We start from the raw sequence: 25,076 nt of genomic DNA on the forward strand, positions 1-25,076 counted from the left end.
TATTTTCCTCCTGTGTTACTATTCTTTATACAGTAGTTATTATCCGATATAAGTTGAATTTTATTCTGTTTCTGTGGAAAAAGATTTATTGTATTTTAGATATAGTTGTACCCCTAATTATTAGATTAATTGTTTATTAGTTGACTTTTTTCAATAATTATCATATTATATACATAATAACTAACAATTAATAATTAAACTTAATTTTCAGTTAATGAGATGATTTTATGTATATGGAAAATACAGTATATGTAGTGGGTAATGCTAAAACTAATGAGGATAATGCCATTACCATTAGATTTAATTCTTTTTACATAGGTTTTGTAGTGGATTTAAGTACAGATAAAGTAATTGATTTAAATTCATCTTCTACTTTAAGAACTACGGATGAATTTATAAGATCTCTTTTAATAGGTAGAAACCTTAGGATATTTGATGATAAACTAAAAGAAGAAGTTATAAAAAGATACCACGGTTCATCTCAAAAAGCCATTATTGTAGCTTACAGAGATGGAGTTAAGAAATATAATGAAGTGAAAAAAAAATATTTTTAAATTACTGTTTTGTTTATGATAAATAAGTTACCCTTATTTTAAAGTGAATGAAAGCCAGTAAAAGCAATTTTAATATGCTTTTGCGGGCTTTTTTTGTATTAATTTCAAGGAGGTTCTAAATGAAAATAAGAGATATAAAAATAAAAAGAATATCCGTTCCGCTGAAGACACCATTTAAAACAGCACTTCGTACTGTGGAAAGGGTAGAGGATATTATAGTTGAAATATACACAGATACAGGAAATATTGGCTTTGGAGAAGCCCCACCTACTGGAGTCATAACAGGAGATACAATTGGATCTATAATAGGGGCCATAGAAGACCACATAAAAAAGTCTATTATAGGCATGAATATGGAGAATTTTGAGTCCATAATACAAAAATTGAATGGGTGTATTGTAAAAAACACTAGTGCAAAAGCTGCAGTGGACATAGCACTTTATGATTTATATGGTCAGTTATATAAAGCGCCACTGTACAAGCTTTTGGGTGGTTTTAGAAAAGAAATAACAACAGATATAACTATAAGTGTAAATGAACCTGAAGAAATGGTAAAAGACAGTATAGATGCTATAAAAAGAGGATATAAAACTTTAAAAATAAAGGTAGGTAAAGATTTTAAAAAAGATCTGGAAAGAATGAAAGCTATAAGACAGGCTATAGGGTATGATATTGACCTTAGAATAGATGCAAATCAAGGATGGAAGCCTAAAGAAGCAGTAAAAGTGCTAAGAGAAATGGAAGATGCAGGACTTGACATTGATTTTGTGGAACAGCCTGTTATAGCACATGATATAGATGGATTAAAGTTTGTTACAGACAACGTAGCCATACCAGTTTTAGCAGATGAGAGTATATTTTCACCAATGGATGCCTTAAATGTTCTAGAGAGAAGGGCAGCAGATTTAATAAATATAAAACTCATGAAAACAGGCGGAATATACAATGCATTAAAAATATGTTCTTTAGCAGAAATACATGGAGTTGAGTGTATGATAGGGTGCATGTTGGAGGCAAAAGTAAGTGTAACAGCTGCAGTTCACCTAGCTTGTGCAAAGAGTATCATAACTAAAATCGATTTGGATGGTCCTGTTTTATGCAGTGAAGACCCAATTAATGGAGGAGCAGTATTTAATGAGAGCAAAATAACACTTACAGATAAACCTGGACTTGGAATAGAGTCTATCAATTATTAATAAGTTAAAATGAAGCCCTTAGATTAAATTTCTAGGAACTTCTATATTAATATTATATTTTAATAAATTTAGGAGGGGAAAAATGGGTACAAATAATTTAAAAAAACTGTCGCTTGTAGCACTAATTTTAATGATTTTTACCGAAGTGTTTGGCTTTGCTAACATGCCAAGAGCATTTCTCCTTATGGGATATTCATCTATTCCATGGTATATAATATCAGGAATAGCATTCTTTATTCCATATGCATTTATGATGGCTGAATTTGGTTCTGCATTTAAGGATGAAAAAGGTGGAATTTATTCATGGATGAATAGATCTGTAGGACCTAAATATGCTTTTGAAGCAACATTTATGTGGTATGCTTCATATGTTGTTTTAATAGTTGATATGTGCTCTCTTATATGGATTCCACTTTCAAATCTAATATTTGGAAAAGATGTAACAGCTAGTTGGGGATTTTGGGGACTTAAATCTACCCAAGTTATAGGAATTTTTAGTATTATTTTTATAGTAGCCATAACATTTATAGCTACTAAGGGATTGAAAGACATTTCAAAGGTTACCTCAATTGGAGGTACTGCAGTTATGTTGTTGAATGTTTTTTTGATTATAGGAGCTGTAATTGTGCTCATGGCAAGCCATGGACATCTTGCACAGCCTCTTAGTTTTACAGTATCTCCTAATCCCAAATACGGTAGTTCTCTTTCAATTTTATCATTTATAGTATTTGCTATATTTGCTTATGGTGGAATTGAAGTTGTAGCGGGACTTGTAGATCAGACTGAAAAACCTGAAAAAAATTTTGCAAAAGGAATGGCTATATCTGCAATAGTCATAACACTAGGATATTCTATAGGCATATTTATGTGTGGTATATTTACTAATTGGAAACAGGTACTTTCAAACCCAGATGTTCATTTAGCTAATGTTGCATATGTTATAATGCAAAATCTGGGGTATCAGCTAGGAGTTAGTTTTAATTTAAGTCAATCTGCAGCACTTACATTAGGTGCATGGATAGCAAGATTTGTTGGACTATCAATGTTTCTTGCACTGACAGGAAGTATCATAACCGTACTGTATGGACCGCTCAAACAGATAATAGAAGGCACTCCAAAAGGATTATTTCCTGAAAAACTTACAGCAATAAAAGATGGTATGCCTAAAAATGCAATGTGGGCACAGTGTATTATTATCGTTTTGTTTTTAGTACTACTTACAATTGGTGGAGAAGGAGCATCCAAGTTCTTTAATATAGTTGTAAGTATGACAAACGTAGCATTGACAATTCCCTATATGTTTATAGCAGGAGCTTTTGTTCCGTTTAAGAAGAAAAAGGAAATTAACAAGCCGTTTATAATCTTTAAAGGATACAAATCTTCATTGATCTGGGAAATAGTTGTTGTATTTACTATAGGCTTTGCAAATTTGTTTACAATAATTGCTCCAGCATTTCAAGGTGACATGCAAAGCACCATATGGATGGTTGTAGGCCCTATATTTTTTTCAATTGTAGCATTTGTAATGTACTCTAATTATGAAAAAAAGAATAAAGTTTCAAAACAAAAAGTAGAAAATTAGGAGGCATAAAATATGCTGTATGAAAAAATATTAGATGTAATAGATTTAAAAAAATTGAATTGTGCTTTTGTGATAAAAAATCTTAAAACAGGAGAAAAAATTGCTTATAATGAAAATGTGGTGGTGCCTTCTGCAAGTCTTATAAAAATACCTATAATGATGGAAATATTAAATCAAGTTAAAGAAGAAAAACTTTCACTTAAACAGAGAATAACAGTAGAGGACAATGTAAAAGTACCTTTTAGCATACTTAATCTTTTGGAAAGTGGAAACAGCTATACGCTAAAAGATGTAATAACCTTGATGATAATTCAAAGTGATAATACGGCTGCAAACATACTGATGGATCTTGCAGGGATGGACAATGTAAATAATTATATTAAAGATTTAGAAATAAAAAATACAGTACTTCAGAGAAAGATGCTGGATTCAAAGGCAAGAAAAGAAGGCAGGGAAAATAAAACTACTGCTGCTGATATGGCAAAATTCTTTGAAATTATCTATAAAGGTGAAAGGGCTAAGGAATGCTACAGTGTTATTATGAAGAACATATTGACTAGCCAGCTGGATAATAGTGTTATGAGACTAAACATTCCCGATGATATACGTATTGCACATAAGACGGGGGATTTGAATGGAATAAGCCACGATGCAGGTATAGTATATCTTCCTAATGTTGATTATATTTTTTGTGGACTTACCTGGGATGCTGTTACAAATAATTTTGCGAGAGAAACAATTGGAAAGATTTCTAAAGTAGCTTATGATTATTTTATATCCTTGTAATAGATATTAAATTCAGGTGGGCTGCCTGGTGAAGGCAGTCTATTTGAATTTTAAGATAATTAACTTTTAATTTATGGTTGATTACTGTAACATTCCAACTAAGTAAGATACGTTTATAATTATGGTATTTTAGATTAAGCACCTAATTTCCTAATCCAGGATATAATCAATGATATAGAAGGAAATAAAACTATAAATGGAATAACATATATAGGATATATAGAAGATGCTATATACGCATGCTCTACTGGTGAATCAAACATAGTAATTGAAAATATAAGGCTTATAATTCCAACAGGAACAACTAGTGGTTTATAGGTGCGCAATTTGAAAAATTGAGCAATGGACAATATTACAGCATAATAAAAGATACATATTTTTACAAATTCATTAAATAATAATACCAGTGCAATTAATATTTCCATTCTTGTAATGACTTCACCTACATTTATTAATTTTGCTACTTGATATGATGGAAAAAAATTAATGGAAATTAAATTTCCAAGCACTGCTATGTTTTCTAAAATGGAACTTAAAAAAAATATACCTCCTACAATTAAACCTTCAAAGGCGTATTTTTTTACTTTATTTGTATCATTAACATAAGGAAAAATCATTAAAAATACAACTATTTCACCGAAAGGAATGGATATCATAAGGTTAGTTCCTTGAATAAATTCTTTTGAACTTATTTGAAAAAGTGGTAAAAGGTTTGATAAATGTATGTCTTTAATAATGAGTATTGAAATTAATATAAATACGAAAATTGACAATATACTTAAAATAAGAGAAGCCCTAGCGATGATTTCCAATCCTTTTTTTAGAGTATATATACAAACTATTGTAAATATTATTATAAATACGCTAATATCTACTTCTGTAAAAAGGTATGTAGAAAAGAAGTCTGCAGTAAATCTGAAATTAGCAGAAACTATGTACCAAAAGAAACAAGTGTACAATATGGATATTATTTTCCCTAAATAGCGTCCATAGATTGTTTCGTTTATTTCTATCAAATTTTTATTAGGAAATTTTTTATTTAGAGATGTATAAATTAATAATAGAGGTAAGATGATGATAAAACCTGCCAATAATACTATCCAGGTATTTATTTTTGTTATTCCGGTTATGAAAGCTGCTGTAAGTGTAGAAGCTTGAAGTAAACCAATAATTAAAAATATTAATTGAGGACCTGATATTACACCTTTTTCAATCTTCATGGATAGTCACTACCTTTATATGTAAAAATTAATTTTAATTGTAATTTAAATGCAATAAATTTTTTACCACAAATTCTATTCCTTTTACAGGATTAGGTATATGTATATTTAGAACATAGAATAAGCTTAGAATAAAGGATATAATTATAAATATAGAATATACTTTTAATTCATGCCAGTATTTATTTTTAATCATTTCAGGAACTTCAAATGATAATATACATATAAAGATTATTATCAATAGAAATATCATTTTTTATACCTCATTATACTTAATAGTTTATTATTGTGAGATAGTAGTTTTTAAGTACTTAAATTTCTAATCCAGGTTATAATGAGTGAAATAGAAGGAAACAAAATTACAAAAATAATAGCATAAATAGAGTATGTACTTGCAAAATTTGATTCTTCTGCAGGTGAACTATACATGGTAATTGAAAATATGATACTTATGATTCCAAGTGGAATTACCAGAGAATTATAGGATTGCAATTTAAAAAATTGTGCTATAGACAGTACTGTGGCATAATAAAAAATACAAATTTTTAGAAACACATTAAATAGTAGCATTACTCCGAACAATATTTCCATTCGCGTAATAACTTCTCCTATATTTATAAGTCTTGCTACCTGATATGATGGAAGAACATGAATATAACCTATATTTCCAAGTACAGCTGTGTTTCTTAAAATAATAATTAGAAATTGAACAGTTCCTATGATCAAACCCCAAAATGAAAATCTTTTTACTTTACCTTTGTCGTTAACATATGGAAAAATCATTAAAAATGTGATTAACTCACCAAAGGGAATAGATACCATAATATTAGTACCTTGAATAAATTTTTTGAAATCTATTTGAAAAAGAGGCAAAAAATTTGACAAATGCATATCATTTAAAATAAGAACTGTAATAATCACAGTTACAATAATTATCAATATGGTTAAAATAGAGCCAATTCTAGCTATAACTTCTATACCCTTTTTTATTGTGTACATACAAGTTAATATAATTACAACTACAAATATAGTAAGATCTGTTTGAGGAAAAAGATATGTGGAATAAATATCTGATATACCTCTTACATTTGATGGAATTAAGAACCAAAAGAAAAAAATGTATAATATAGATATTATTTTCCCTAAATAACGTCCATATACAATAGTATTTATTTCTATTAGGTTTTTGTCAGGGTATCTTTTGTTTAATGATGTATAAACTAGCATCATAAATGAAATTACAATAAAGCTTGTTAACAGAGAAATCCAGGTATTTGATTTTGTTATTCCACTTACGAAAGCTACAGTAATTGATGCTGATTGAAGTAAACCAATAATTAGAAATGTCAATTGTGTATTTGATATTATACCTTTTTCAATTTTCATAAATACTTTTACCTCTGCACATAAGTTTATTTTAATTGTAATTTAAATGTAATAAATTATTTACTACAAATTCTATGCCTTTTACGGGATTAGGTATAGGTATGTCTAGGATATAAAATAAGCTTAGTATAAAAGCTATAATTAAAAATATAGAAAATATTTTTAATTCATGTAAATGTTTATTTTTAATCATATCTGGAGTTTCATACAATATTATACCTATAAAAGTTACTATCAATATAAATATCATTCTTCATACCTCAGTATAGTTGGCATTAGTTATCTCTGGACATAATTGATTTAGTAATTCTACCTGTTCTCCTTATTTTTGCATTTACATTTATATTTACAGGAATATTTTGAAAAGTTTCTTCCCAGTTTTTTTCAATCTTAGACCACTGCTTAGGGTAATGCTGATATATGGCATCTCCAAAACCAAATATATCTGCATTTAATTTTTTGGACTTTTTTAATGCAAGCATTATTTCCTTTTTTATAGTATCCTCCTCACGTTTTTCAAGAATTGAAAAAGATTTTGAATTTGATAAATCCTCAGAAGAAAGTTGTTCTTGTAAATCTCCTTCTTGCTTAATTTTTATTTGTATACTTACTTTGCCATCTTTTATTTGTGGAATTATTTTACTTGATGTATGAGTTGTTGCTATGCTTACTTTACTATTGCTGTCTTTATTTGATGTATCTACACTTACAATTCCATCCTTCATTTTATTAGTACACCATAGAAGTCCGCGACTTTCCTTTTCATTAAGGCTTCCAACCATCTTTCCTCTCTTAAATACTGCTGTTTTTGAAAGGTATACTATTTTTTTATTATTGTCATTTGAAATTTCAACTATAGGTGCAATAGGTGACGTGGTCTTACTTATCAATTTAGATGAAAAATCTTTTAAATTTACAGCTGGTACCTGAGATACCTCTTGTTGGTTTTTAATCAATTCTCCTATATTTCTTCCAGAAGTAGTTTCAAGTTCTGGTTTTGCATTTAATATTTCACTAGCAGGCTGTTTGGATATTAAAATCCATGTTAAGATACGAGTTTCACGATATCGCAAGAAAAAATCCATATACTTTTCGATTCCTTCTTCCGCCATATTTTTCCCAAATATAACTACCTGATTATGTGAAAAAAATAAATGACGATTTAGTTTACGGTTAAAAGCTTTTGTTGCATCAGAAATGCTTTTTCCTTTTTCTCTTAAATTTAAGTAACCAGTGTTTCTTGATGCATTGTCTTTACTTTTTGACATATCTTTGATACCAGATGCATTAGCCACTTGGACAGTCATTTCTATGGGATAATCATCTTCTTTTCCTTTGTCTAATCCAACTCCTACTACTATGGCTAACTTATTTAATTCATGGGAACCCAAACAGGAAGTTAAATTTAAAGCTACTAAAATACATACAACTATTTTTATTGCTAAATTTATGTATTTTTTCATTAGATTCACCTCGTAAAAATGCACTGGTATTTTAATTGTTATTTTCTTTTAATGGTGGCTCCGGTTTCGCAGAGGAATCCTGTCTTTTTAAATTGTGCCATCCTATAGTTCTAGGTCTAGTAAACATACTCCACAAATGAATTCTTACAAAACTATCTTTTAAATCTTCTGTGCTTAAAGGAGAAAATGGAGCAAAATATGGAGTACCAAAAGATCTTAAGGATACAATATGAACAAGTACAATTAATAATCCAATTCCAATTCCAAATATGCCCAATATTCCGGCTAATATAAGAAACACCATTCGTAAAATGGAAATTACATCTGTATATACAGGAATTACAAAACTGGAAACAGCTGTCAGTGCTATTACAATAACCATAAGTCCTGATACCAATCCTGCTGTTACGGCAGCTTCACCTATTACTAAAGCTCCTACAATGCTTACCGCCTGACCTACTGGGCGAGGCAATCTAACACCTGCTTCTCGTAGGATTTCAAAGGTTATTATCATGAGACCAGCTTCTATAACTGCAGGAAATGGGACACCTTCTCGACCTGCTGCCATGGTAAACAATAGAGTAGTAGGTATTAATTCTTGATGAAAAGTAGATAGCATCACGTAAGTAGCTGGAGAGAATACACTTATAAAAAAGCATAGAAACCTTAAAAATCTTAAAATACTTGCAAAGTAAGGTCTAGAATAATAGTCTTCTGAACTTTGAAAACCTTCAATAAAGAGCATTGGCATAGTAAGTATAAAAGGAGTACCATCAACTAAAATAGCAGCTCTTCCTTCTAATATTTTAGCAGCTGCTGTATCTGGCTTTTCTGAATTACCTATAGTAGGGAAAATAGAATAGGGGGCATCTTCTATAAACTGTTCAATATAGCCTGATTCCAGAATAGAGTCTGTATTAATTTTATTTAGCCTATGTTTTATTTCTTTTATGAGTTTAGGATTAACGACTCCTTTTAAATAAACAATGCATATATTGGTGTTTGTTTGAGTGCCAATTTTCATCGTTTCAAAGGTTAAATTTGGATTTTGAATTTTACGTCTTAAAAGTGTCATATTTGTGGCCATAGTTTCACAAAAGCCTTCTCTAGGTCCCCTTACTACAGCTTCAGTTTTAGGTTCTTCTACACCCCGAGTTTCCCATCCCTTTGAATGGATAATTAAAGCTTCTTTGCAGCCATCTACAAGAAATATGGTATCGCCAGATAAACATCCATCTATTATTTGATTTACTAATGCAACTTGTTTAACATTTCCAACAGAAAGCATACAGTTTTTTATAACGCTCATACTGTCTAGCTCTAATTTATTTTCTAAATTGCACAGCTTGCTGTCGTACATAAAAGGTTTAATTATAAGTTCATTTATAGTTGCTTTTTCTGTCATACCTTCTAAAAATATAATTGCAGCATTTATTTGAAGCTTAGAACCAAAGGAAAATTGACGGTAAATTATATCACTGCTTGAACCTAAAATATTTTTTAAAACATTTAGGTTATCTTCAAGGCTAGTAGAAAGTTTTGGTTGTGGAATTTTCCCTTTTGAATTTTCACTGCTTGCATTAGTATTTTTAAGCTGCGTGAATTTAAACTTTTTATATATATAATTAAACACTTTATTTACCTCTATTTTTATTTTATAGCATTAGTATTTGTTTACTGACAGTACATTATTCATTGTTCCTTTTTCTTTTCAGATGTCTCTTTTCTGAAGGCATCATTATTGTATTTTATTCCTAATAGGTAGAGAAAAAGCTGGCAAAGTAATATTCCTAAATATAAAACTGCTTTTGATGTAGTTTTTCGTACAGAACTTTTATCATTAAAATAATGCCAATACATTAAGAAGATAAAGATTTCTCCAAAGGGGAACATTACTACGCTAGGTAGTGTTTGCAAAATAGGTTTAATGTCATTTCCTAAAACTGGTGTTAATTTTTTAAAATCTACATCTCTTGATATATAAATCAATATGTATATACTTAGCATAAATATTATAAGAATAGGAAATTAAAATGACAATCCATTTTTAAATTAAGTGAACTGAACCTATATTATAAGTCCAGTTCACTTAATTTAAATCTATGCAATAGTTAAATTATAGAGGTTTCTCCCACCAGCCTAAAGCAACATCAGTTTTAATGTGCTGGTTGCCAGGAGAGTGTAGATATACGATAAGAGAGCCTCCTGGAGGGATAATGATTTTACCATAATAATTTCCCACTACTGTGGAATTTGCTTCTGCAATTCTGTTAAATAAACTTATACCGCTGGAAGGTGAGTGTTTTACATGCTGCGCAAAACTCAATAAAATATTCGAAGTTGGTAAAGGATATATGGTAGTATTTGCAGGGGATACATAGGGAGATATAGAAGTTCTACCAATAGGTTCAGAATTTAGCCATAGCTCTGATCTAAAAGCTGTACTAGACGTATTTGATACTGTAAAGGTATTTATATATAACTTAACTCCTGAATCCTCTGGGTTTATCAAGCCTCCCCAAGCATTTAAATTACGTTCTAGAATTAGAAAGGGGGTATGACCCATAAAATATTTTCCTTTAAAAGATTCATATACACGATAGGGTAGGTTTACTACTTTAGTTGGTTTATCATGATGACTTACGGTATCGGAATTTAAAATGTTTTGATTTTCCATAAATATGACCTCCTAGTATTTAGTATTATTTTATGTAAATATATATGTAGAAGTGTACCATTTGTGCAAGATTTCAATAAAGGGTGTATTTTACCTATTTTTTTTAGTATAAAAAATGCAAAAAATATGAACAAAAGCAGAGTTCCTATGTATTAAATTGTAAAATATCCACTAAAAAAATAAAATTATAATAAAAAATACAAAAAAATAATTGACAATATATAAATAATTATGCATAATTATATCATGATAACAATTAGTTAAGCATAATTACATATATATGAACATAATATGACATCTTAGAAGCATATCTTTCGTTAGTAATAATATAATTTCCTTTAGAAGAAAATGATTTATTTAAAATAAATAGTGTAATGTTTTTTATAATTTCAAAAAGTTCCCCAATTTAGCATACTAGGCATGATAAAAATAGCTTGAATAAGTGCTTGCTATTATTTATTGATACATAGAGAATTTCACTCTTTGCATTTTATCTAACATCAAGGGGTTTATTTGTCACAAATTATGTAAAAATAAAACAAAGATGTAAGAAAATCCTATGATATAAATTTTGTAAACATAATAAATTAGCTTTGATAAGATTGGAAGAATGATAGTTACTACTTAGAACTGCTAAAAATTAGGAAAGAGGTGTCGCTAATTAATGAAAGTTACAAACGTAGAAGAACTAATGAAAAGACTAGAAGAAATAAAGGATGCTCAAAAGAAATTTGCTACATATACTCAAGAACAAGTGGATGAAATTTTTAGACAAGCAGCTATGGCAGCTAATAGTGCTAGAATAGAACTAGCTAAAATGGCAGTAGAAGAAAGCGGAATGGGAATTGTAGAAGACAAGGTTATTAAAAATCACTTTGCTTCAGAATATATATATAACAAATATAAGGATGAAAAAACCTGTGGAGTTTTAGAGAGAGATGCAGGCTTTGGTATAGTTAGAATTGCGGAACCTGTAGGAGTTATTGCAGCAGTAGTTCCAACAACTAATCCAACATCTACAGCAATATTTAAATCACTAATAGCTTTAAAAACTAGAAATGGTATAATTTTTTCACCCCATCCAAGGGCAAAGAAATCAACTATTGCAGCAGCTAAAATAGTACTTGACGCTGCAGTTAAAGCTGGTGCTCCTGAAGGAATTATAGGATGGATAGATGAACCTTCCATTGAACTTTCACAGGTGGTAATGGGAGAAGCAAATTTAATTCTTGCAACTGGTGGTCCGGGTATGGTTAAGGCTGCCTATTCTTCAGGCAAACCTGCTGTGGGAGTTGGTCCAGGTAACACACCTGCTGTAATTGATGAAAGTGCCGACATTAAAATGGCAGTAAATTCAATATTACTATCAAAAACTTTTGATAATGGTATGATTTGTGCCTCAGAGCAGTCAGTAATAGTTTTAGACTCAATATATGAGGAAGTTAAAAAAGAATTTGCTTATAGGGGTGCTTATATATTAAGTAAGGATGAAACAGATAAGGTTGGAAAAATAATTTTAAAAAATGGAGCCTTAAATGCAGGTATTGTAGGACAACCTGCTTTTAAAATAGCACAGCTGGCAGGAGTGGATGTACCAGAAAAAGCTAAAGTACTTATAGGAGAGGTAGAATCGGTAGAACTTGAAGAACCATTTTCTCATGAAAAGTTATCTCCAGTTTTAGCTATGTACAGGGCAAGAAATTTTGAGGATGCCATTGCAAAAACTGATAAACTGGTTAGGGCAGGTGGATTTGGACATACATCTTCATTGTATATAAATCCAATGACAGAAAAAGCAAAAGTAGAAAAATTTAGTACTATGATGAAAACATCAAGAACTATAATTAACACACCTTCATCCCAAGGTGGTATAGGTGATATATATAACTTTAAACTAGCTCCTTCTTTGACATTAGGCTGCGGTTCCTGGGGGGGAAATTCTGTATCCGAAAATGTTGGGCCTAAACATTTATTAAACATAAAAAGTGTTGCTGAGAGGAGAGAAAATATGCTTTGGTTTAGAGTACCTGAAAAGGTTTATTTCAAATATGGTAGTCTTGGAGTTGCATTAAAAGAGTTAAAAGTTATGAATAAGAAGAAAGTATTTATAGTAACAGATAAAGTTCTTTATCAATTAGGTTATGTGGACAAAGTTACAAAAGTTCTTGAGGAACTAAAAATTTCCTATAAGGTATTTACAGATGTAGAACCAGATCCAACCCTTGCTACAGCTAAAAAAGGTGCAGCAGAACTGCTTTCCTATGAACCGGATACAATTATATCAGTTGGTGGTGGTTCAGCAATGGATGCAGCTAAGATCATGTGGGTAATGTATGAGCATCCAGAAGTAAAATTTGAAGATTTAGCTATGAGATTTATGGATATAAGAAAGAGAGTATATGTTTTCCCTAAGATGGGAGAAAAGGCAATGATGATTTCAGTAGCAACATCCGCAGGAACAGGGTCGGAAGTTACTCCATTTGCAGTAATCACTGATGAAAAAACAGGAGCTAAATATCCATTAGCTGATTATGAACTAACTCCAGACATGGCTATAGTTGATGCAGAACTTATGATGGGAATGCCAAGAGGACTTACAGCAGCTTCGGGTATAGATGCATTAACCCATGCACTGGAGGCGTATGTGTCAATAATGGCTACAGAATTTACCAATGGATTAGCCCTTGAAGCAGTAAAGTTGATATTTGAATATTTACCAAAAGCTTATACAGAAGGTACAACTAATGTAAAGGCAAGAGAAAAGATGGCTCATGCTTCATGTATTGCAGGTATGGCCTTTGCAAATGCATTTTTAGGGGTATGCCACTCTATGGCACATAAATTGGGAGCACAGCATCACATACCACATGGAATTGCCAATGCACTTATGATAGATGAAGTTATAAAATTCAATGCTGTAGATGATCCAATAAAACAAGCTGCATTTCCCCAATACGAGTATCCAAATGCTAGGTATAGATATGCTCAGATAGCTGATTGTCTGAACTTGGGAGGAAATACAGAAGAGGAAAAGGTACAACTATTAATAAATGCTATAGATGATTTAAAAGCTAAGTTAAATATTCCAGAAACTATAAAAGAAGCAGGAGTTTCAGAAGATAAATTCTATGCTACTTTAGATAAAATGTCAGAATTAGCTTTTGATGATCAGTGTACAGGAGCTAATCCAAGATATCCACTGATAAGTGAAATAAAACAAATGTATATAAATGTTTTTGATAAAACCGAACCAATTGTAGAAGATGAAGAAAAGTAATTATTAAATAAAAATGGTGTTCAAATAAAATTTGAACACCATTTTTATTTTTAAGGAGTAAATATGAATAATAATAACATAGAAACAAACAATAAAAATGAGAAATTTGTTTATATTTAACAGCATAAAAAATAAGAAAGAGGTGTCATTAATGAAGGTAACTAAGGTAACTAACGTTGAAGAATTAATGAAAAAGTTAGATGAAGTAACGGCTGCTCAAAAGAAATTTTCTAGCTATACTCAAGAACAAGTGGATGAAATTTTCAGGCAGGCAGCTATGGCAGCCAATAGTGCTAGAATAGACTTAGCTAAAATGGCAGTGGAAGAAAGCGGAATGGGAATTGTAGAAGACAAGGTCATTAAAAATCATTTTGTTGCAGAATATATATATAACAAATATAAGGGTGAAAAGACCTGCGGAGTTCTGGAACAAGATGAAGGCTTTGGTATGGTTAGAATTGCAGAACCTGTAGGAGTTATTGCAGCAGTAGTTCCAACAACTAATCCAACATCTACAGCAATATTTAAATCACTAATAGCTTTAAAAACTAGAAATGGTATAGTTTTTTCACCACATCCAAGGGCAAAAAAATCAACTATTGCAGCAGCTAAGATAGTACTTGATGCAGCAGTTAAAGCTGGTGCCCCTGAAGGAATTATAGGCTGGATAGATGAACCTTCTATTGAACTTTCACAGGTGGTAATGAAAGAAGCAGATCTAATTCTTGCAACTGGTGGACCAGGTATGGTTAAGGCTGCCTATTCTTCAGGAAAGCCTGCTATAGGAGTTGGTCCAGGTAATACACCTGCTGTAATTGATGAAAGTGCCGACATTAAAATGGCAGTAAATTCAATACTACTTTCAAAAACTTTTGATAATGGTATGATTTGTGCTTCAGAGCAGTCAGTAATAGTTGCAAGCTCAATATACGATGAAGTCAAGAAAGAGTTTGCAGATAGAGGAGCATATATATTAAGTAAGGATGAAACAGATAAGGTTGGAAAAACAATCATGATTAATGGAGCTTTAAATGCTGGAATTGTAGGGCAAAGTGCCTTTAAAATAGCTCAGATGGCGGGAGTCAGTGTACCGGAAGATGCTAAAATACTTATAGGAGAAGTTAAATCGGTAGAACCTGAAGAAGAGCCCTTTGCTCATGAAAAGCTGTCTCCAGTTCTAGCCATGTACAAAGCAAAAGATTTTGATGAAGCACTTCTAAAGGCTGGAAGATTAGTTGAACGAGGTGGAATAGGGCATACATCTGTATTGTATGTAAATTCGATGACGGAAAAAGTAAAAGTAGAAAAGTTCAGAGAAACTATGAAGACCGGTAGAACATTGATAAATATGCCTTCAGCGCAAGGCGCTATAGGAGATATATATAACTTTAAACTAGCTCCTTCTTTGACATTAGGCTGTGGTTCCTGGGGAGGAAACTCTGTATCAGAAAATGTTGGACCTAAACATTTGTTAAACATAAAGAGTGTTGCTGAGAGGAGAGAAAATATGCTTTGGTTTAGAGTACCTGAAAAGGTTTATTTCAAATATGGCAGCCTTGGAGTTGCACTAAAAGAACTGAGAATTATGGAGAAGAAAAAGGCGTTTATAGTAACGGATAAAGTTCTTTATCAATTAGGTTATGTAGATAAAATTACAAAGAACCTCGATGAATTAAGAGTTTCATATAAAATATTTACAGATGTAGAACCAGATCCAACCCTTGCTACAGCTAAAAAAGGTGCAGCAGAACTGCTTTCCTATGAACCAGATACAATTATAGCAGTTGGTGGTGGTTCGGCAATGGATGCTGCCAAGATCATGTGGGTAATGTATGAGCATCCAGAAGTAAGATTTGAAGATTTGGCCATGAGATTTATGGATATAAGAAAGAGAGTATATGTTTTTCCTAAGATGGGAGAAAAGGCAATGATGATTTCAGTAGCAACATCCGCAGGAACAGGGTCAGAAGTTACTCCATTTGCAGTAATTACGGACGAAAGAACAGGAGCTAAATATCCTCTGGCTGATTATGAATTAACTCCAAACATGGCTATAGTTGATGCAGAACTTATGATGGGAATGCCAAAGGGGCTAACAGCAGCTTCAGGTATAGATGCGTTGACTCATGCACTGGAGGCCTATGTGTCAATAATGGCTTCAGAATATACCAACGGATTGGCTCTTGAAGCAACAAGATTAGTATTCAAATATTTGCCAATAGCTTATACAGAAGGTACAATTAATGTAAAGGCAAGAGAAAAAATGGCTCATGCTTCATGTATTGCAGGTATGGCCTTTGCCAATGCATTTTTAGGGGTATGCCACTCTATGGCACATAAATTGGGAGCACAGCACCACATACCACATGGAATTGCCAATGCACTTATGATAGATGAAGTTATAAAATTCAATGCTGTAGAGGCTCCAAGGAAACAAGCGGCATTTCCACAATATAAATATCCAAATGTTAAAAGAAGATATGCTAGAATAGCTGATTACCTAAATTTAGGTGGAAGTACAGATGATGAAAAAGTACAATTGCTAATAAATGCTATAGATGACTTAAAAACTAAGTTAAATATTCCAAAGACTATTAAAGAAGCAGGAGTTTCAGAAGATAAATTCTATGCTACTTTAGATACAATGTCAGAACTGGCTTTTGATGATCAATGTACAGGAGCTAATCCACGATATCCACTAATAGGAGAAATAAAACAAATGTATATAAATGCATTTGATACACCAAAGGCAACTGTGGAGAAGAAAACAAGAAAGAAAAAGTAAATATATAATAAATTGAATATAGTAAACAAAAAGGGACATATTTATAGTTAAATAAGTCCTTTTTATTTTACTATTGTTTAGGTGGTTAAATTATGAATCTGGAAGTGTTAAAAACAGAGTTTAAGTATTTAAGAGATAAAATAATTGAAAAGCAATATGAACATCTTGATCCTATGCAAAGAAAAGCAGTTTTAAATGGTGAAAATAATTGCATTGTCATTGCTTGCCCTGGAGCAGGAAAGACTCAGACTATTATTAATAGAGTGGACTACTTATGTAGATTCGGTCCTATATACAATACAGATTATGTACCTAATTGTCTAAAGACCGATGATTTACAGATAATGAAGAAATATTTAAATGATAATTCTTTTAAAGATGTGACTGCAGTAAATAAAATTGAGCATTTGTTAAATAGCAATAAAATAAATCCACAGAACATAGTTGTTATAACTTTTACTAGAGCAGCTGCTCTCAATATGAAAAACAGATACATATCTATAGGAAATAAAGAAAAGTCACCTTTTTTTGGAACATTCCACTCCCTATTTTATAATATATTGAAAAAGCATAATAAAGAAATAAATATTATAGATCCTTATAAGGCACATGAGATAGTTAAAAATACACTTATGTATTATCTGGACTTTATAGGAGAAGAGAGAGTAAAGGAAGTTCTAAATGACATATCTCTTTTAAAAAATAGTGAAACTAACATAGATTTATTTAAAAGTAAAATTGACAAAAGTGTATTTTTAAAATGTTTTAATGAATATGAAAATTATAAAGCTAGAAATAAGCTTATGGATTTTGATGATTTACAATTAAAAGTTAAAGATATGTTTCTAAATCAGAAATCTATTCTAGATAGTTATCAGAATTTGTTCAAGTATATTTTAGTTGATGAGTTTCAGGATTCAGATAACCTCCAAATAGAGCTTTTACAACTAATAGGAAGTAAGGGGGTTATATTTGCAGTAGGAGATGAGGATCAATGCATATATTCTTTTAGGGGATCTAAGCCAGAGTGCATGGTGAATTTTGATAACTATTTTAAAGATGGAAGAAAAATTTATTTAAAAATAAATTACAGAAGTGTTAAAAATGTAGTTGAATTGTCCAAAAAGATTATATGTAATAATAAAAATAGAAATGTAAAACTTATTGAAAATAACAGAAAAAATGATGGAAATATATACTTCAAGGTATTTGAAAGAGAAAAAGAGCAGGCCTTTTTTGTATCAAATTCAATCAAAGAAATTATAAATAAGGGAAAATACAAATATAGTCACATAGCTGTATTTTATAGAACAAACCTGGAATCAAGAAGTATAATAGATGCTTTTTTAAAATACAATATAAAGTTTAAACTTTTGGACGGTCAGTATAATTTTTATGAACATTTTATATGCAAGGATTTAATAGCATATCTTAAATTGGCTGTAAATATGTGCGATAAGAATAGTTTTATGAGAATAATAAATAAGCCTTTTAGGTATATTGGAAAAGTAAATATAAAAAAAGTTATAGATAATAGAATAAGGGAAAATTGCTTTGATATTTTAAGGCAAGTAGGTGATTTACCTATTTTTCAGCTTAAAAACATAACTGTGCTTGAAAAAAATATTAGAAAATTAAATAGAATGAAGAAGCAGGATAGAATAAATTATATATTGGATAAATTAGATTATATGGATTATTTAAAAAATTACTGCATGAAATTAAATAGGGATATGGATGAACTTCAAGATATTATAGGAGAGTTTAGGGAAGCTTGCGGAGAATTCGATAGTATAGAATCATTTTTGGATAATGTTGGAAAAGTGGAGCAGACTTTAGAGAAAGGTAAGAAAGAAGGTAATACAGTTACTTTAAGTACTATTCACGGCGTGAAAGGTATGGAGTTTGAGAATGTGTTCATAATAAACTGCAGCGAAGGATTAATTCCCCATGCAAATAGCATACAAAATAATCTGGAAGAAGAAAGGCGGCTTTTTTATGTAGGGGTTACAAGAGCCATAGATAATTTGACTTTGTGTTATTCAAGTACTATTAGGAAAAAAGCAGTAGATGTATCCAGGTTTATAGAGGAATGTGATTTGCTAAATTCGGGAGAGCTTATGAAAAATTGCGGCTTAGAGACAGGAGATTATGTAGTTCACAAAGTATTTGGAAGTGGAAAAATAATAGATAAGGGAGATAATTGCTTAAAAGTATTATTTTCAGATAATAGAGAGATAGGATTTGATTTATCGGTTCTTTATAATGGACAGCTGATGAAGGATGCTGCTAGAAAATGTTTGTGATTAAAGGTAAATGTGTCAAATAATTCGTTCCATACACGTAACTACTAAAAAAATGGTTGGGGGTATGGAATAAAAATGGCTAAATTAAAGTTAAAAAACATTAAAAAAACAACAAATAAAAATATAAGGGAAATATATAAAGATTATTTAGAATATTGCATAAGTATAGGTCAAAGGGAAATGACAATCAAATCTAAACAAAGATATGGAACATATGTACTAAATAAAGTTGTTAATTTAGAAGATAAAATAGAAACATTAACAAAAGATAAAATAGAAAATTATGTGAATAAAATGCGTAGAGAAGGATATAAAGGGAATACTTATCAATCTTTTGTAATAAAAACGAGAGCTTTTTTAACTTATTGTTTTAATCAGAATTATTTAAAAAAATTTGATGTTAAAATACCAAATATTTTATTAGAAAAAAAGCAAATTTATATGGAAGAAGAAATATTAAAATTATTAAAAAAACCTAATATAAATGATTGCTTAGTAGGGGATTTTAGGTCATGGGCTGAAATAAGCTTTCTATTAGGTACAGGATGCAGGGCAGAGACTTTATTAAATGTACATGTAGAAGATATAGATTTTAACACAGATAGTATATTATTTAGGCATATGAAAACAAAAAGGCAAATCACAGTACCATTGTCTAATACTTTAAAAGTAACGTTAATAGAATATATACAGAGAACAGGGTTAAAAAAAGAAGATTACTTATTTCCTCTATTAAATGGGGAAAAAATGAGCTATGATACTTGTCATCAAAATTTGCTTAATTACTTTAAACATAGAAAAATAAAATTTCATGGTGTTAATACATTTAGGAATACCTTTGCTACTATGTTCATTAAGAACGGCGGCGATATCTACCGATTAAAAATTATATTAGGTCATTCTGAGATAAAAACCACAGAAAGATATATAAACTTGTTACCACTACAAGTAAAAAACGATATACAAAAGTTCAATCCTCTTGATGTTCTTTCTAAGAAAAACATAAGAATGTCTGTTAAAAGGGGAGGTAGACGATAATGATTAATTATACTATTATAGATAATTCTACTATCACTTACAATATTTCCGATAATGCTTATAGAATTTATAATTTTCTTTTATCTATGTGCTACAATAAAGATCATTGTTATCCTAGTCAAAAATATATATCTGAAAGGCTCTGTAAAAGCGTTAGAACGGTACAGAGAGGTATACAAGAATGCTTTAAAGCAGGATTAATTTTACGAATAAAAAGAAGAGGAAGTATATCTAACGTATATACGTTACTAAAAACATCGACGTCTAATGTTGTAAATACAGTAAAAACTACTATAGATAAGGTTAAGAAAAGCTATACTAAAAAGAAAAGCCTATTCAATGATTTTCCTCAACGTAAGTATGATTATAAAGAACTAGAACAACAATTGCTAGGAAATGCAGTATATGATCCTAAAAAATTAGAATAAATCAAAAAAGTAAAAGTCCCTTAAATATCATAGCAGGATATTCAAAGAACTAATACTAAAAAAACGAAAATCAAATATTTATCATGTTACTTATATTATAAACTATTTTTTTGAAAATATCAAAATTTTGGTTTATTAAATTCGCACTTTTTTTAATCTTAAAGAATAAGATTTATTTGTGCTACCTAAAATTATTAATAAAAATTACTATTTGTAATATGCAATTATATTTTTATAATTATTAATTGTAAATTAGAGATAGTAATTTTATTTTTTGTAAAAATTAGTATATAATTATGTTAATACGACAGTATTGTAGTTTTAAATATGAAATATGTAATATAACAGATACGCAACCGTTCCTATACAAAGAAATAAAGCTTAAGAATTAATAACTTAATATATAATATGATGGAGTAGAAATTATGGTTAAAAATAGATTAAAAGAAATTAGAATGAAAGAATATATGATGAATCAGAAAGAATTTTGTGAAAAAGTATTAAATATAAGTAGATATACGTATAATCCTATAGAAGGAAATAAGGTTCAAGGAAATATTGAAACAGCAATGAATATAGCTAAAGCTTTAAAAAGAAAAGTTGAAGATATTTGGTATTTTGATAATGAGGCTAAGTAAAGCCTTATTTTTTTATATTTTTGTGTGTATATGGAAACTTTGTTTTTATATGAAAATTTTGTGTGTGGACATGCAATATTTAAAATATCCCACATATACTTATATTGTAGAGTAAGAAAGGTATATGTAGGAGGTATAAAAAATGGTACAAAAGATTATTAGACTATTATTAACAAAGGTTATTCCTTCACCAACAGGTAGTAGGTATGTTGAGGATATTCTGTATAACCAAAGGGTTTATCCTATTTATTCAGAAGTCCAACAAAGACTTACTTATTGCTTAAAAAACAAACTAATCAATCGTGATGAATTAATGACTTTTAAGTATATGCTAAATAAGTATATTAGAAATTCTTATGCCTATAAGGATAAGAAGTGGAAAAATGATGCTCATGAAATATTTACAAAACTTAAAAGTCATTATATCAAAACAAAAGAAATGAAAAGGCTATTGAAATATGTTAATCAATTTTATATTGATATTCCAGAGCCAATACAGAAATTTAAAACAGTATCTTATTTAAAAGTAATTAAGTAAGCATATCAAAGCTTATAATCCATGAGGAAGAACATTAATTTATATATTGCTTACCATAGCTTTATTTTGTTCTTTCTCAAAATCTCTACATAGTATAAACAATTTCAGGGAGGTTTATTCGATGCTAGAAATTTTAGATTATTATTTATTTTATTCAGATCGATTATTAATTAATTTTCTTATACAGCATATATCAGCACAACAATTTTTTATGGGAACATTATTTGTTTCATTAGCAATGGATTGTACTTTAGAAAATAGTAATAAAAAGAAGAAGGTAAGTAAATAATGTTTGTAGAAATGGGTTTAATTGGTGGAGGTTGGTATTGTTACGATAGGATAAAAAATAAAGATATATATTATGTAAAAAGTAAAATTAAAAAAATGTTTGAAAAGAATAATATTGATTATTACCCTATTTATAAAGTTAATCGTAAATTACCTTGGGGATATGAAGTGCTAATAACATTAGGTGAACATGGATTTAATAAATTAAATAATTTACAAGATGAAATACAAACTTCTATAGGCTATCCAATTACTATAGAACAAAGTTTAAATTATGAGTTAGGAATTATAAAAGTAATTGTAAATCCACCTAACACAGAGACAATATTTGCACCAGTTAAAGTAAAACCTTATGAAATATTTGTATCTTTGAATAATACTAATCAAAATCTTATCGTTAATCTACAAAAATTCCCTCATGTCTTGGTTAGTGGGCAAACTGGTTGTGGCAAAACCGAAGAAATTAGATCTATTCTTACTAATTCAATTTATTTTCATACTGCAAGAGATTTAAATTTATATTTTGCAGATTTAAGTGATATGTGTGATTTTGATATATTTAAGAATTGCAAGCAGACAAAAGCTTATGTAAAGAATATTGAAGATTCAACCAAATTATTTGAATATTTAATGCACATATATACTAAAAGACTTCAAATATTCGAGAAAAATAATTGTAAAAATATACAAGAATATAATAGTAGATTTTATGGTAAAAGAATGGCTTATAATTTTATCGTACTAGATGAATTTGCAGATTACTTTCCAACGACAAAGTTAGATAAGAATTATAAACAGAAGGTATTGTGTTACAACTATTTAAAGGAATTTGCACGTAAGTTTAGGAAAGTAGGTAGCTTTCTAATTTGTGGAATACAAAGACCAGATACAACAGTTCTTGATCCAAATTTAAGAAGCTGCTTATGTACAAAAATAGGATTCTCACAAAATTCAGATGCTTCAAGTTTAACTGTATGTGACACCGCAGAATTAACCAATATAGAGAATAGAAAAGGTTTATTAATGTATGGTAATAAGAGAGAATGGTTTTATAGTTTAGCTATAGATGATAATTTAATAAAAGAAAATATTAAAAATAGCATACTTGAGAATAGAGGCTCTTATACAGATTACAATAAATTTTTAAATACAAATAATAATGCAGTACCAATGAAAACCAAAAAATGTGAAAAGGATGATAATCCAGGTATTAAGAAAGATAGACCTAAAACTAAAACAAAGTTAAAGGTGAAAAAGAATGTTAAGTAAGCATAAAAGGGAAATATTAAATTTTATACAAGAGGAAGGAAGCATAACTATTCGCCAATGTGCTAAAATTATATATCATGGACGGAAATATGGCTATGATATGTCAAGGAAAACACTAAGAAGTTTATATCAAGATAAAGCAATTGCCCGTTATAGATATAATATGACCGCAGAAACAATTTATTATATTAACCAACGTTAGGTATTCACGCACTCAAATTACTTGATGTATATGCAGAATTTATTGATTTAGGTTGTACAATTGAAACTTTTAAAAAGAAATATAGAATTTATACTAATGGTAAAAAATATAGAGAAATTGATGCACTATTAGAATTAAATTATCAGGAATATTTTATACCACTAATTATTGAAATAGATTATTCGCACATGACTTCAATTCAAAAATTACAAGAGATATATGAGAGCAATCACTTCCAACAATTATATTTGAAAAAGTTGGGTGAGGAAATATATCCAATAGTTATAATTGTTAGACCAGTTACAACTAATTCGTTAGTTGAAGATCATACTTTTTCAATTTTATACTCAGATTTTGAGTTATCCAATTTGGCAAAAGTTTTAAATAATTAAGTTGCCACAAGTTCGGGTTGTCACTCTCACTATTACACTTCATTTCATTATTCTATTGTCTTGTAAGAATCCCATAAAATCAATAAGTTAAAGTATAAGAAAGTACCTATATAGTAGTAATTACTAAGGTACTTTTTTTAGGTATTATATTTAGTATAAAATAAATAGAATTTACCCATAATGTTTAATAAGAGGTGGTAAAATGTTTTTAGTAGATATATTATTTTTTATTATAGATAACTTTACTTTAATATTGATTGGTATTGGATTAATAATAATAATATATAGTTGGATTACCATATTTGTAAATAAGGATTATGAGTTTATAGCAGATTACAGTAGAAAGTATAAAAATAGAGTTTTAACTATAAAGGATTTAGATAAAATTAAACATGAAATTGAATATATGGAAGGTAGACAATTTGAGAGATTTTCTGAATGGCTATTTAAAAATATAGGCAAATATAAAAAGGTTACTCTAACGCCAGCAGCGAATGATGAAGGCAGAGATTTAATTTTAATTGATGATGACGATAACACTATATTTGTTGAGTGCAAAAGGTATACAGAAAATGCAACAGTTACAGAAGATTTTATGATTGGTAGAGAGATATGCCAAAAGTTAGTTGGAGCAATGGTTGCAGATACTATAAAGCGAGGAATTATAATTACTACAGGAAATATACATCAAAATGCATGGGATTATATAGTTAAATTAGAGAAGAATAGTGATATTAGAATAGAAATTATAACGTTAGATGATATTATGAGAATGATTAAAAAAATAAACAGTCCAGAAGTTTTAAATGTTGTTGGGGCTTGAATATTAAATTAATAGTAGAAAGACTAGGAAACTAAATTCTGGTCTTTTTTTATTAATCAAAGTCTTCGTGGTGATCAATGACTCAAAAAGTAGAAGAAGGTTCAACACGTGATATAATAGCAGACAAAGCATAACTATATTTTTACCAATTTTTATAATCAAATCATAAATCCTAAATAATAATATACATTATATAACTAAAACATACAAATTATGTTGAGAAAAATG

21 protein-coding genes are annotated in these 25,076 nt (G+C 29.6%); 14 read left to right on the top strand and 7 right to left on the bottom strand.

The window, feature by feature from the left end; genetic code table 11:
- The first annotated feature begins 227 nt into the window (after positions 1-227).
- The 4 genes from CLAU_RS18265 (at position 228) to CLAU_RS18280 (ending at position 4,118) form a co-directional block, all read left to right on the top strand.
- On the top strand, positions 228-554 hold the full coding sequence (locus CLAU_RS18265; protein WP_023163363.1) for a DUF3870 domain-containing protein: 327 nt from the start codon (positions 228-230) through the stop codon (positions 552-554).
- A 119-nt stretch (positions 555-673) separates the two neighbouring features.
- A complete protein-coding gene (locus CLAU_RS18270; protein ID WP_023163364.1) occupies positions 674-1,750 on the top strand; it encodes a dipeptide epimerase in 1,077 nt (358 codons plus the stop codon).
- A gap of 82 nt (positions 1,751-1,832) precedes the next feature.
- Entirely contained in the window at positions 1,833-3,332 is a 1,500-nt protein-coding gene (yjeM, locus tag CLAU_RS18275; RefSeq protein ID WP_023163365.1) for a glutamate/gamma-aminobutyrate family transporter YjeM, read from the top strand.
- Positions 3,333-3,344: 12 nt separating this feature from the next.
- Entirely contained in the window at positions 3,345-4,118 is a 774-nt protein-coding gene (locus CLAU_RS18280; protein ID WP_023163366.1) for a serine hydrolase, read from the top strand.
- A 134-nt stretch (positions 4,119-4,252) separates the two neighbouring features.
- Here the strand turns inward: CLAU_RS18280 and CLAU_RS18285 are convergent, their stop codons facing one another.
- From CLAU_RS18285 to CLAU_RS18320, 7 genes are all read right to left on the bottom strand, one after another.
- Complete coding sequence (locus CLAU_RS18285; protein ID WP_023163367.1) at positions 4,253-5,338, bottom strand: GerAB/ArcD/ProY family transporter; 1,086 nt, start codon at positions 5,336-5,338, stop codon at positions 4,253-4,255.
- 303 nt (positions 5,339-5,641) lie between these two features.
- Positions 5,642-6,724 (bottom strand): GerAB/ArcD/ProY family transporter, encoded by a 1,083-nt coding sequence (locus CLAU_RS18295; protein WP_029170038.1) that lies wholly within the window; start codon positions 6,722-6,724, stop codon positions 5,642-5,644.
- 31 nt (positions 6,725-6,755) lie between these two features.
- Positions 6,756-6,974 (bottom strand): hypothetical protein, encoded by a 219-nt coding sequence (locus CLAU_RS18300; protein ID WP_013238308.1) that lies wholly within the window; start codon positions 6,972-6,974, stop codon positions 6,756-6,758.
- Positions 6,975-6,999: 25 nt separating this feature from the next.
- Complete coding sequence (locus CLAU_RS18305; RefSeq protein ID WP_023163369.1) at positions 7,000-8,187, bottom strand: Ger(x)C family spore germination protein; 1,188 nt, start codon at positions 8,185-8,187, stop codon at positions 7,000-7,002.
- Positions 8,188-8,218: 31 nt separating this feature from the next.
- The gene (locus CLAU_RS18310; RefSeq protein ID WP_023163370.1) at positions 8,219-9,820 is read right to left on the bottom strand and encodes a spore germination protein; all 1,602 of its coding nucleotides are present in this window, start codon (positions 9,818-9,820) and stop codon (positions 8,219-8,221) included.
- A 59-nt stretch (positions 9,821-9,879) separates the two neighbouring features.
- On the bottom strand, positions 9,880-10,209 hold the full coding sequence (locus tag CLAU_RS21525; RefSeq protein ID WP_341456192.1) for a GerAB/ArcD/ProY family transporter: 330 nt from the start codon (positions 10,207-10,209) through the stop codon (positions 9,880-9,882).
- A gap of 94 nt (positions 10,210-10,303) precedes the next feature.
- Positions 10,304-10,864: a DUF6143 family protein gene (locus tag CLAU_RS18320; protein WP_013238311.1), complete on the bottom strand. Its 561-nt coding sequence runs from the start codon at positions 10,862-10,864 to the stop codon at positions 10,304-10,306.
- A gap of 664 nt (positions 10,865-11,528) precedes the next feature.
- Here CLAU_RS18320 and adhE (CLAU_RS18325) point away from each other — a divergent pair.
- The 10 genes from adhE (CLAU_RS18325) to CLAU_RS18370 all read left to right on the top strand — a co-directional run bounded on the left by adhE (CLAU_RS18325) (position 11,529) and on the right by CLAU_RS18370 (position 24,848).
- A complete protein-coding gene (gene adhE, locus CLAU_RS18325) occupies positions 11,529-14,141 on the top strand; it encodes a bifunctional acetaldehyde-CoA/alcohol dehydrogenase (RefSeq protein ID WP_023163372.1) in 2,613 nt (870 codons plus the stop codon).
- A gap of 151 nt (positions 14,142-14,292) precedes the next feature.
- Positions 14,293-16,926 (top strand): bifunctional acetaldehyde-CoA/alcohol dehydrogenase, encoded by a 2,634-nt coding sequence (gene adhE, locus CLAU_RS18330; RefSeq protein WP_023163373.1) that lies wholly within the window; start codon positions 14,293-14,295, stop codon positions 16,924-16,926.
- 92 nt (positions 16,927-17,018) lie between these two features.
- Positions 17,019-19,232: an ATP-dependent helicase gene (locus tag CLAU_RS18335; protein ID WP_023163374.1), complete on the top strand. Its 2,214-nt coding sequence runs from the start codon at positions 17,019-17,021 to the stop codon at positions 19,230-19,232.
- A gap of 75 nt (positions 19,233-19,307) precedes the next feature.
- On the top strand, positions 19,308-20,270 hold the full coding sequence (locus tag CLAU_RS18340) for a tyrosine-type recombinase/integrase (RefSeq protein ID WP_023163375.1): 963 nt from the start codon (positions 19,308-19,310) through the stop codon (positions 20,268-20,270).
- The gene (locus CLAU_RS18345) at positions 20,270-20,698 is read left to right on the top strand and encodes a helix-turn-helix domain-containing protein (RefSeq protein ID WP_023163376.1); all 429 of its coding nucleotides are present in this window, start codon (positions 20,270-20,272) and stop codon (positions 20,696-20,698) included. The genes CLAU_RS18340 and CLAU_RS18345 overlap by 1 nt, the downstream gene beginning before the upstream one ends.
- Positions 20,699-21,123: 425 nt before the next feature.
- Positions 21,124-21,336: a helix-turn-helix transcriptional regulator gene (locus CLAU_RS18350; RefSeq protein ID WP_023163377.1), complete on the top strand. Its 213-nt coding sequence runs from the start codon at positions 21,124-21,126 to the stop codon at positions 21,334-21,336.
- Between the two features lie 142 nt (positions 21,337-21,478).
- Positions 21,479-21,874 (top strand): hypothetical protein, encoded by a 396-nt coding sequence (locus CLAU_RS18355; protein WP_023163378.1) that lies wholly within the window; start codon positions 21,479-21,481, stop codon positions 21,872-21,874.
- 121 nt (positions 21,875-21,995) lie between these two features.
- Positions 21,996-22,163 (top strand): hypothetical protein, encoded by a 168-nt coding sequence (locus CLAU_RS20765; protein WP_023163379.1) that lies wholly within the window; start codon positions 21,996-21,998, stop codon positions 22,161-22,163.
- Entirely contained in the window at positions 22,163-23,431 is a 1,269-nt protein-coding gene (locus CLAU_RS18360; protein ID WP_023163380.1) for an FtsK/SpoIIIE domain-containing protein, read from the top strand. Before CLAU_RS20765 ends, CLAU_RS18360 begins: the two co-directional genes overlap by 1 nt.
- A gap of 796 nt (positions 23,432-24,227) precedes the next feature.
- Positions 24,228-24,848: a restriction endonuclease gene (locus CLAU_RS18370; RefSeq protein ID WP_023163382.1), complete on the top strand. Its 621-nt coding sequence runs from the start codon at positions 24,228-24,230 to the stop codon at positions 24,846-24,848.
- Positions 24,849-25,076: the final 228 nt, after the last annotated feature.

The sequence above is a fragment of the Clostridium autoethanogenum DSM 10061 genome, assembly GCF_001484725.1.
GTDB classification, from domain to species: domain Bacteria; phylum Bacillota; class Clostridia; order Clostridiales; family Clostridiaceae; genus Clostridium_B; species Clostridium_B ljungdahlii.

What these genes read in the sequence shown, in the direction of transcription:
- CLAU_RS18265 (WP_023163363.1), top strand. Translation starts at nt 228, where the DNA reads ATGTATATGGAAAATACAGTATATGTAGTGGGTAATGCTAAAACTAAT.
- CLAU_RS18270 (WP_023163364.1), top strand. Translation starts at nt 674, where the DNA reads ATGAAAATAAGAGATATAAAAATAAAAAGAATATCCGTTCCGCTGAAG.
- yjeM (WP_023163365.1), top strand. Translation starts at nt 1,833, where the DNA reads ATGGGTACAAATAATTTAAAAAAACTGTCGCTTGTAGCACTAATTTTA.
- CLAU_RS18280 (WP_023163366.1), top strand. Translation starts at nt 3,345, where the DNA reads ATGCTGTATGAAAAAATATTAGATGTAATAGATTTAAAAAAATTGAAT.
- CLAU_RS18285 (WP_023163367.1), bottom strand. Translation starts at nt 5,338, where the DNA reads ATGAAGATTGAAAAAGGTGTAATATCAGGTCCTCAATTAATATTTTTA.
- CLAU_RS18295 (WP_029170038.1), bottom strand. Translation starts at nt 6,724, where the DNA reads ATGAAAATTGAAAAAGGTATAATATCAAATACACAATTGACATTTCTA.
- CLAU_RS18300 (WP_013238308.1), bottom strand. Translation starts at nt 6,974, where the DNA reads ATGATATTTATATTGATAGTAACTTTTATAGGTATAATATTGTATGAA.
- CLAU_RS18305 (WP_023163369.1), bottom strand. Translation starts at nt 8,187, where the DNA reads ATGAAAAAATACATAAATTTAGCAATAAAAATAGTTGTATGTATTTTA.
- CLAU_RS18320 (WP_013238311.1), bottom strand. Translation starts at nt 10,864, where the DNA reads ATGGAAAATCAAAACATTTTAAATTCCGATACCGTAAGTCATCATGAT.
- adhE (WP_023163372.1), top strand. Translation starts at nt 11,529, where the DNA reads ATGAAAGTTACAAACGTAGAAGAACTAATGAAAAGACTAGAAGAAATA.
- adhE (WP_023163373.1), top strand. Translation starts at nt 14,293, where the DNA reads ATGAAGGTAACTAAGGTAACTAACGTTGAAGAATTAATGAAAAAGTTA.
- CLAU_RS18335 (WP_023163374.1), top strand. Translation starts at nt 17,019, where the DNA reads ATGAATCTGGAAGTGTTAAAAACAGAGTTTAAGTATTTAAGAGATAAA.
- CLAU_RS18340 (WP_023163375.1), top strand. Translation starts at nt 19,308, where the DNA reads ATGGCTAAATTAAAGTTAAAAAACATTAAAAAAACAACAAATAAAAAT.
- CLAU_RS18345 (WP_023163376.1), top strand. Translation starts at nt 20,270, where the DNA reads ATGATTAATTATACTATTATAGATAATTCTACTATCACTTACAATATT.
- CLAU_RS18350 (WP_023163377.1), top strand. Translation starts at nt 21,124, where the DNA reads ATGGTTAAAAATAGATTAAAAGAAATTAGAATGAAAGAATATATGATG.
- CLAU_RS18355 (WP_023163378.1), top strand. Translation starts at nt 21,479, where the DNA reads ATGGTACAAAAGATTATTAGACTATTATTAACAAAGGTTATTCCTTCA.
- CLAU_RS20765 (WP_023163379.1), top strand. Translation starts at nt 21,996, where the DNA reads ATGCTAGAAATTTTAGATTATTATTTATTTTATTCAGATCGATTATTA.
- CLAU_RS18360 (WP_023163380.1), top strand. Translation starts at nt 22,163, where the DNA reads ATGTTTGTAGAAATGGGTTTAATTGGTGGAGGTTGGTATTGTTACGAT.
- CLAU_RS18370 (WP_023163382.1), top strand. Translation starts at nt 24,228, where the DNA reads ATGTTTTTAGTAGATATATTATTTTTTATTATAGATAACTTTACTTTA.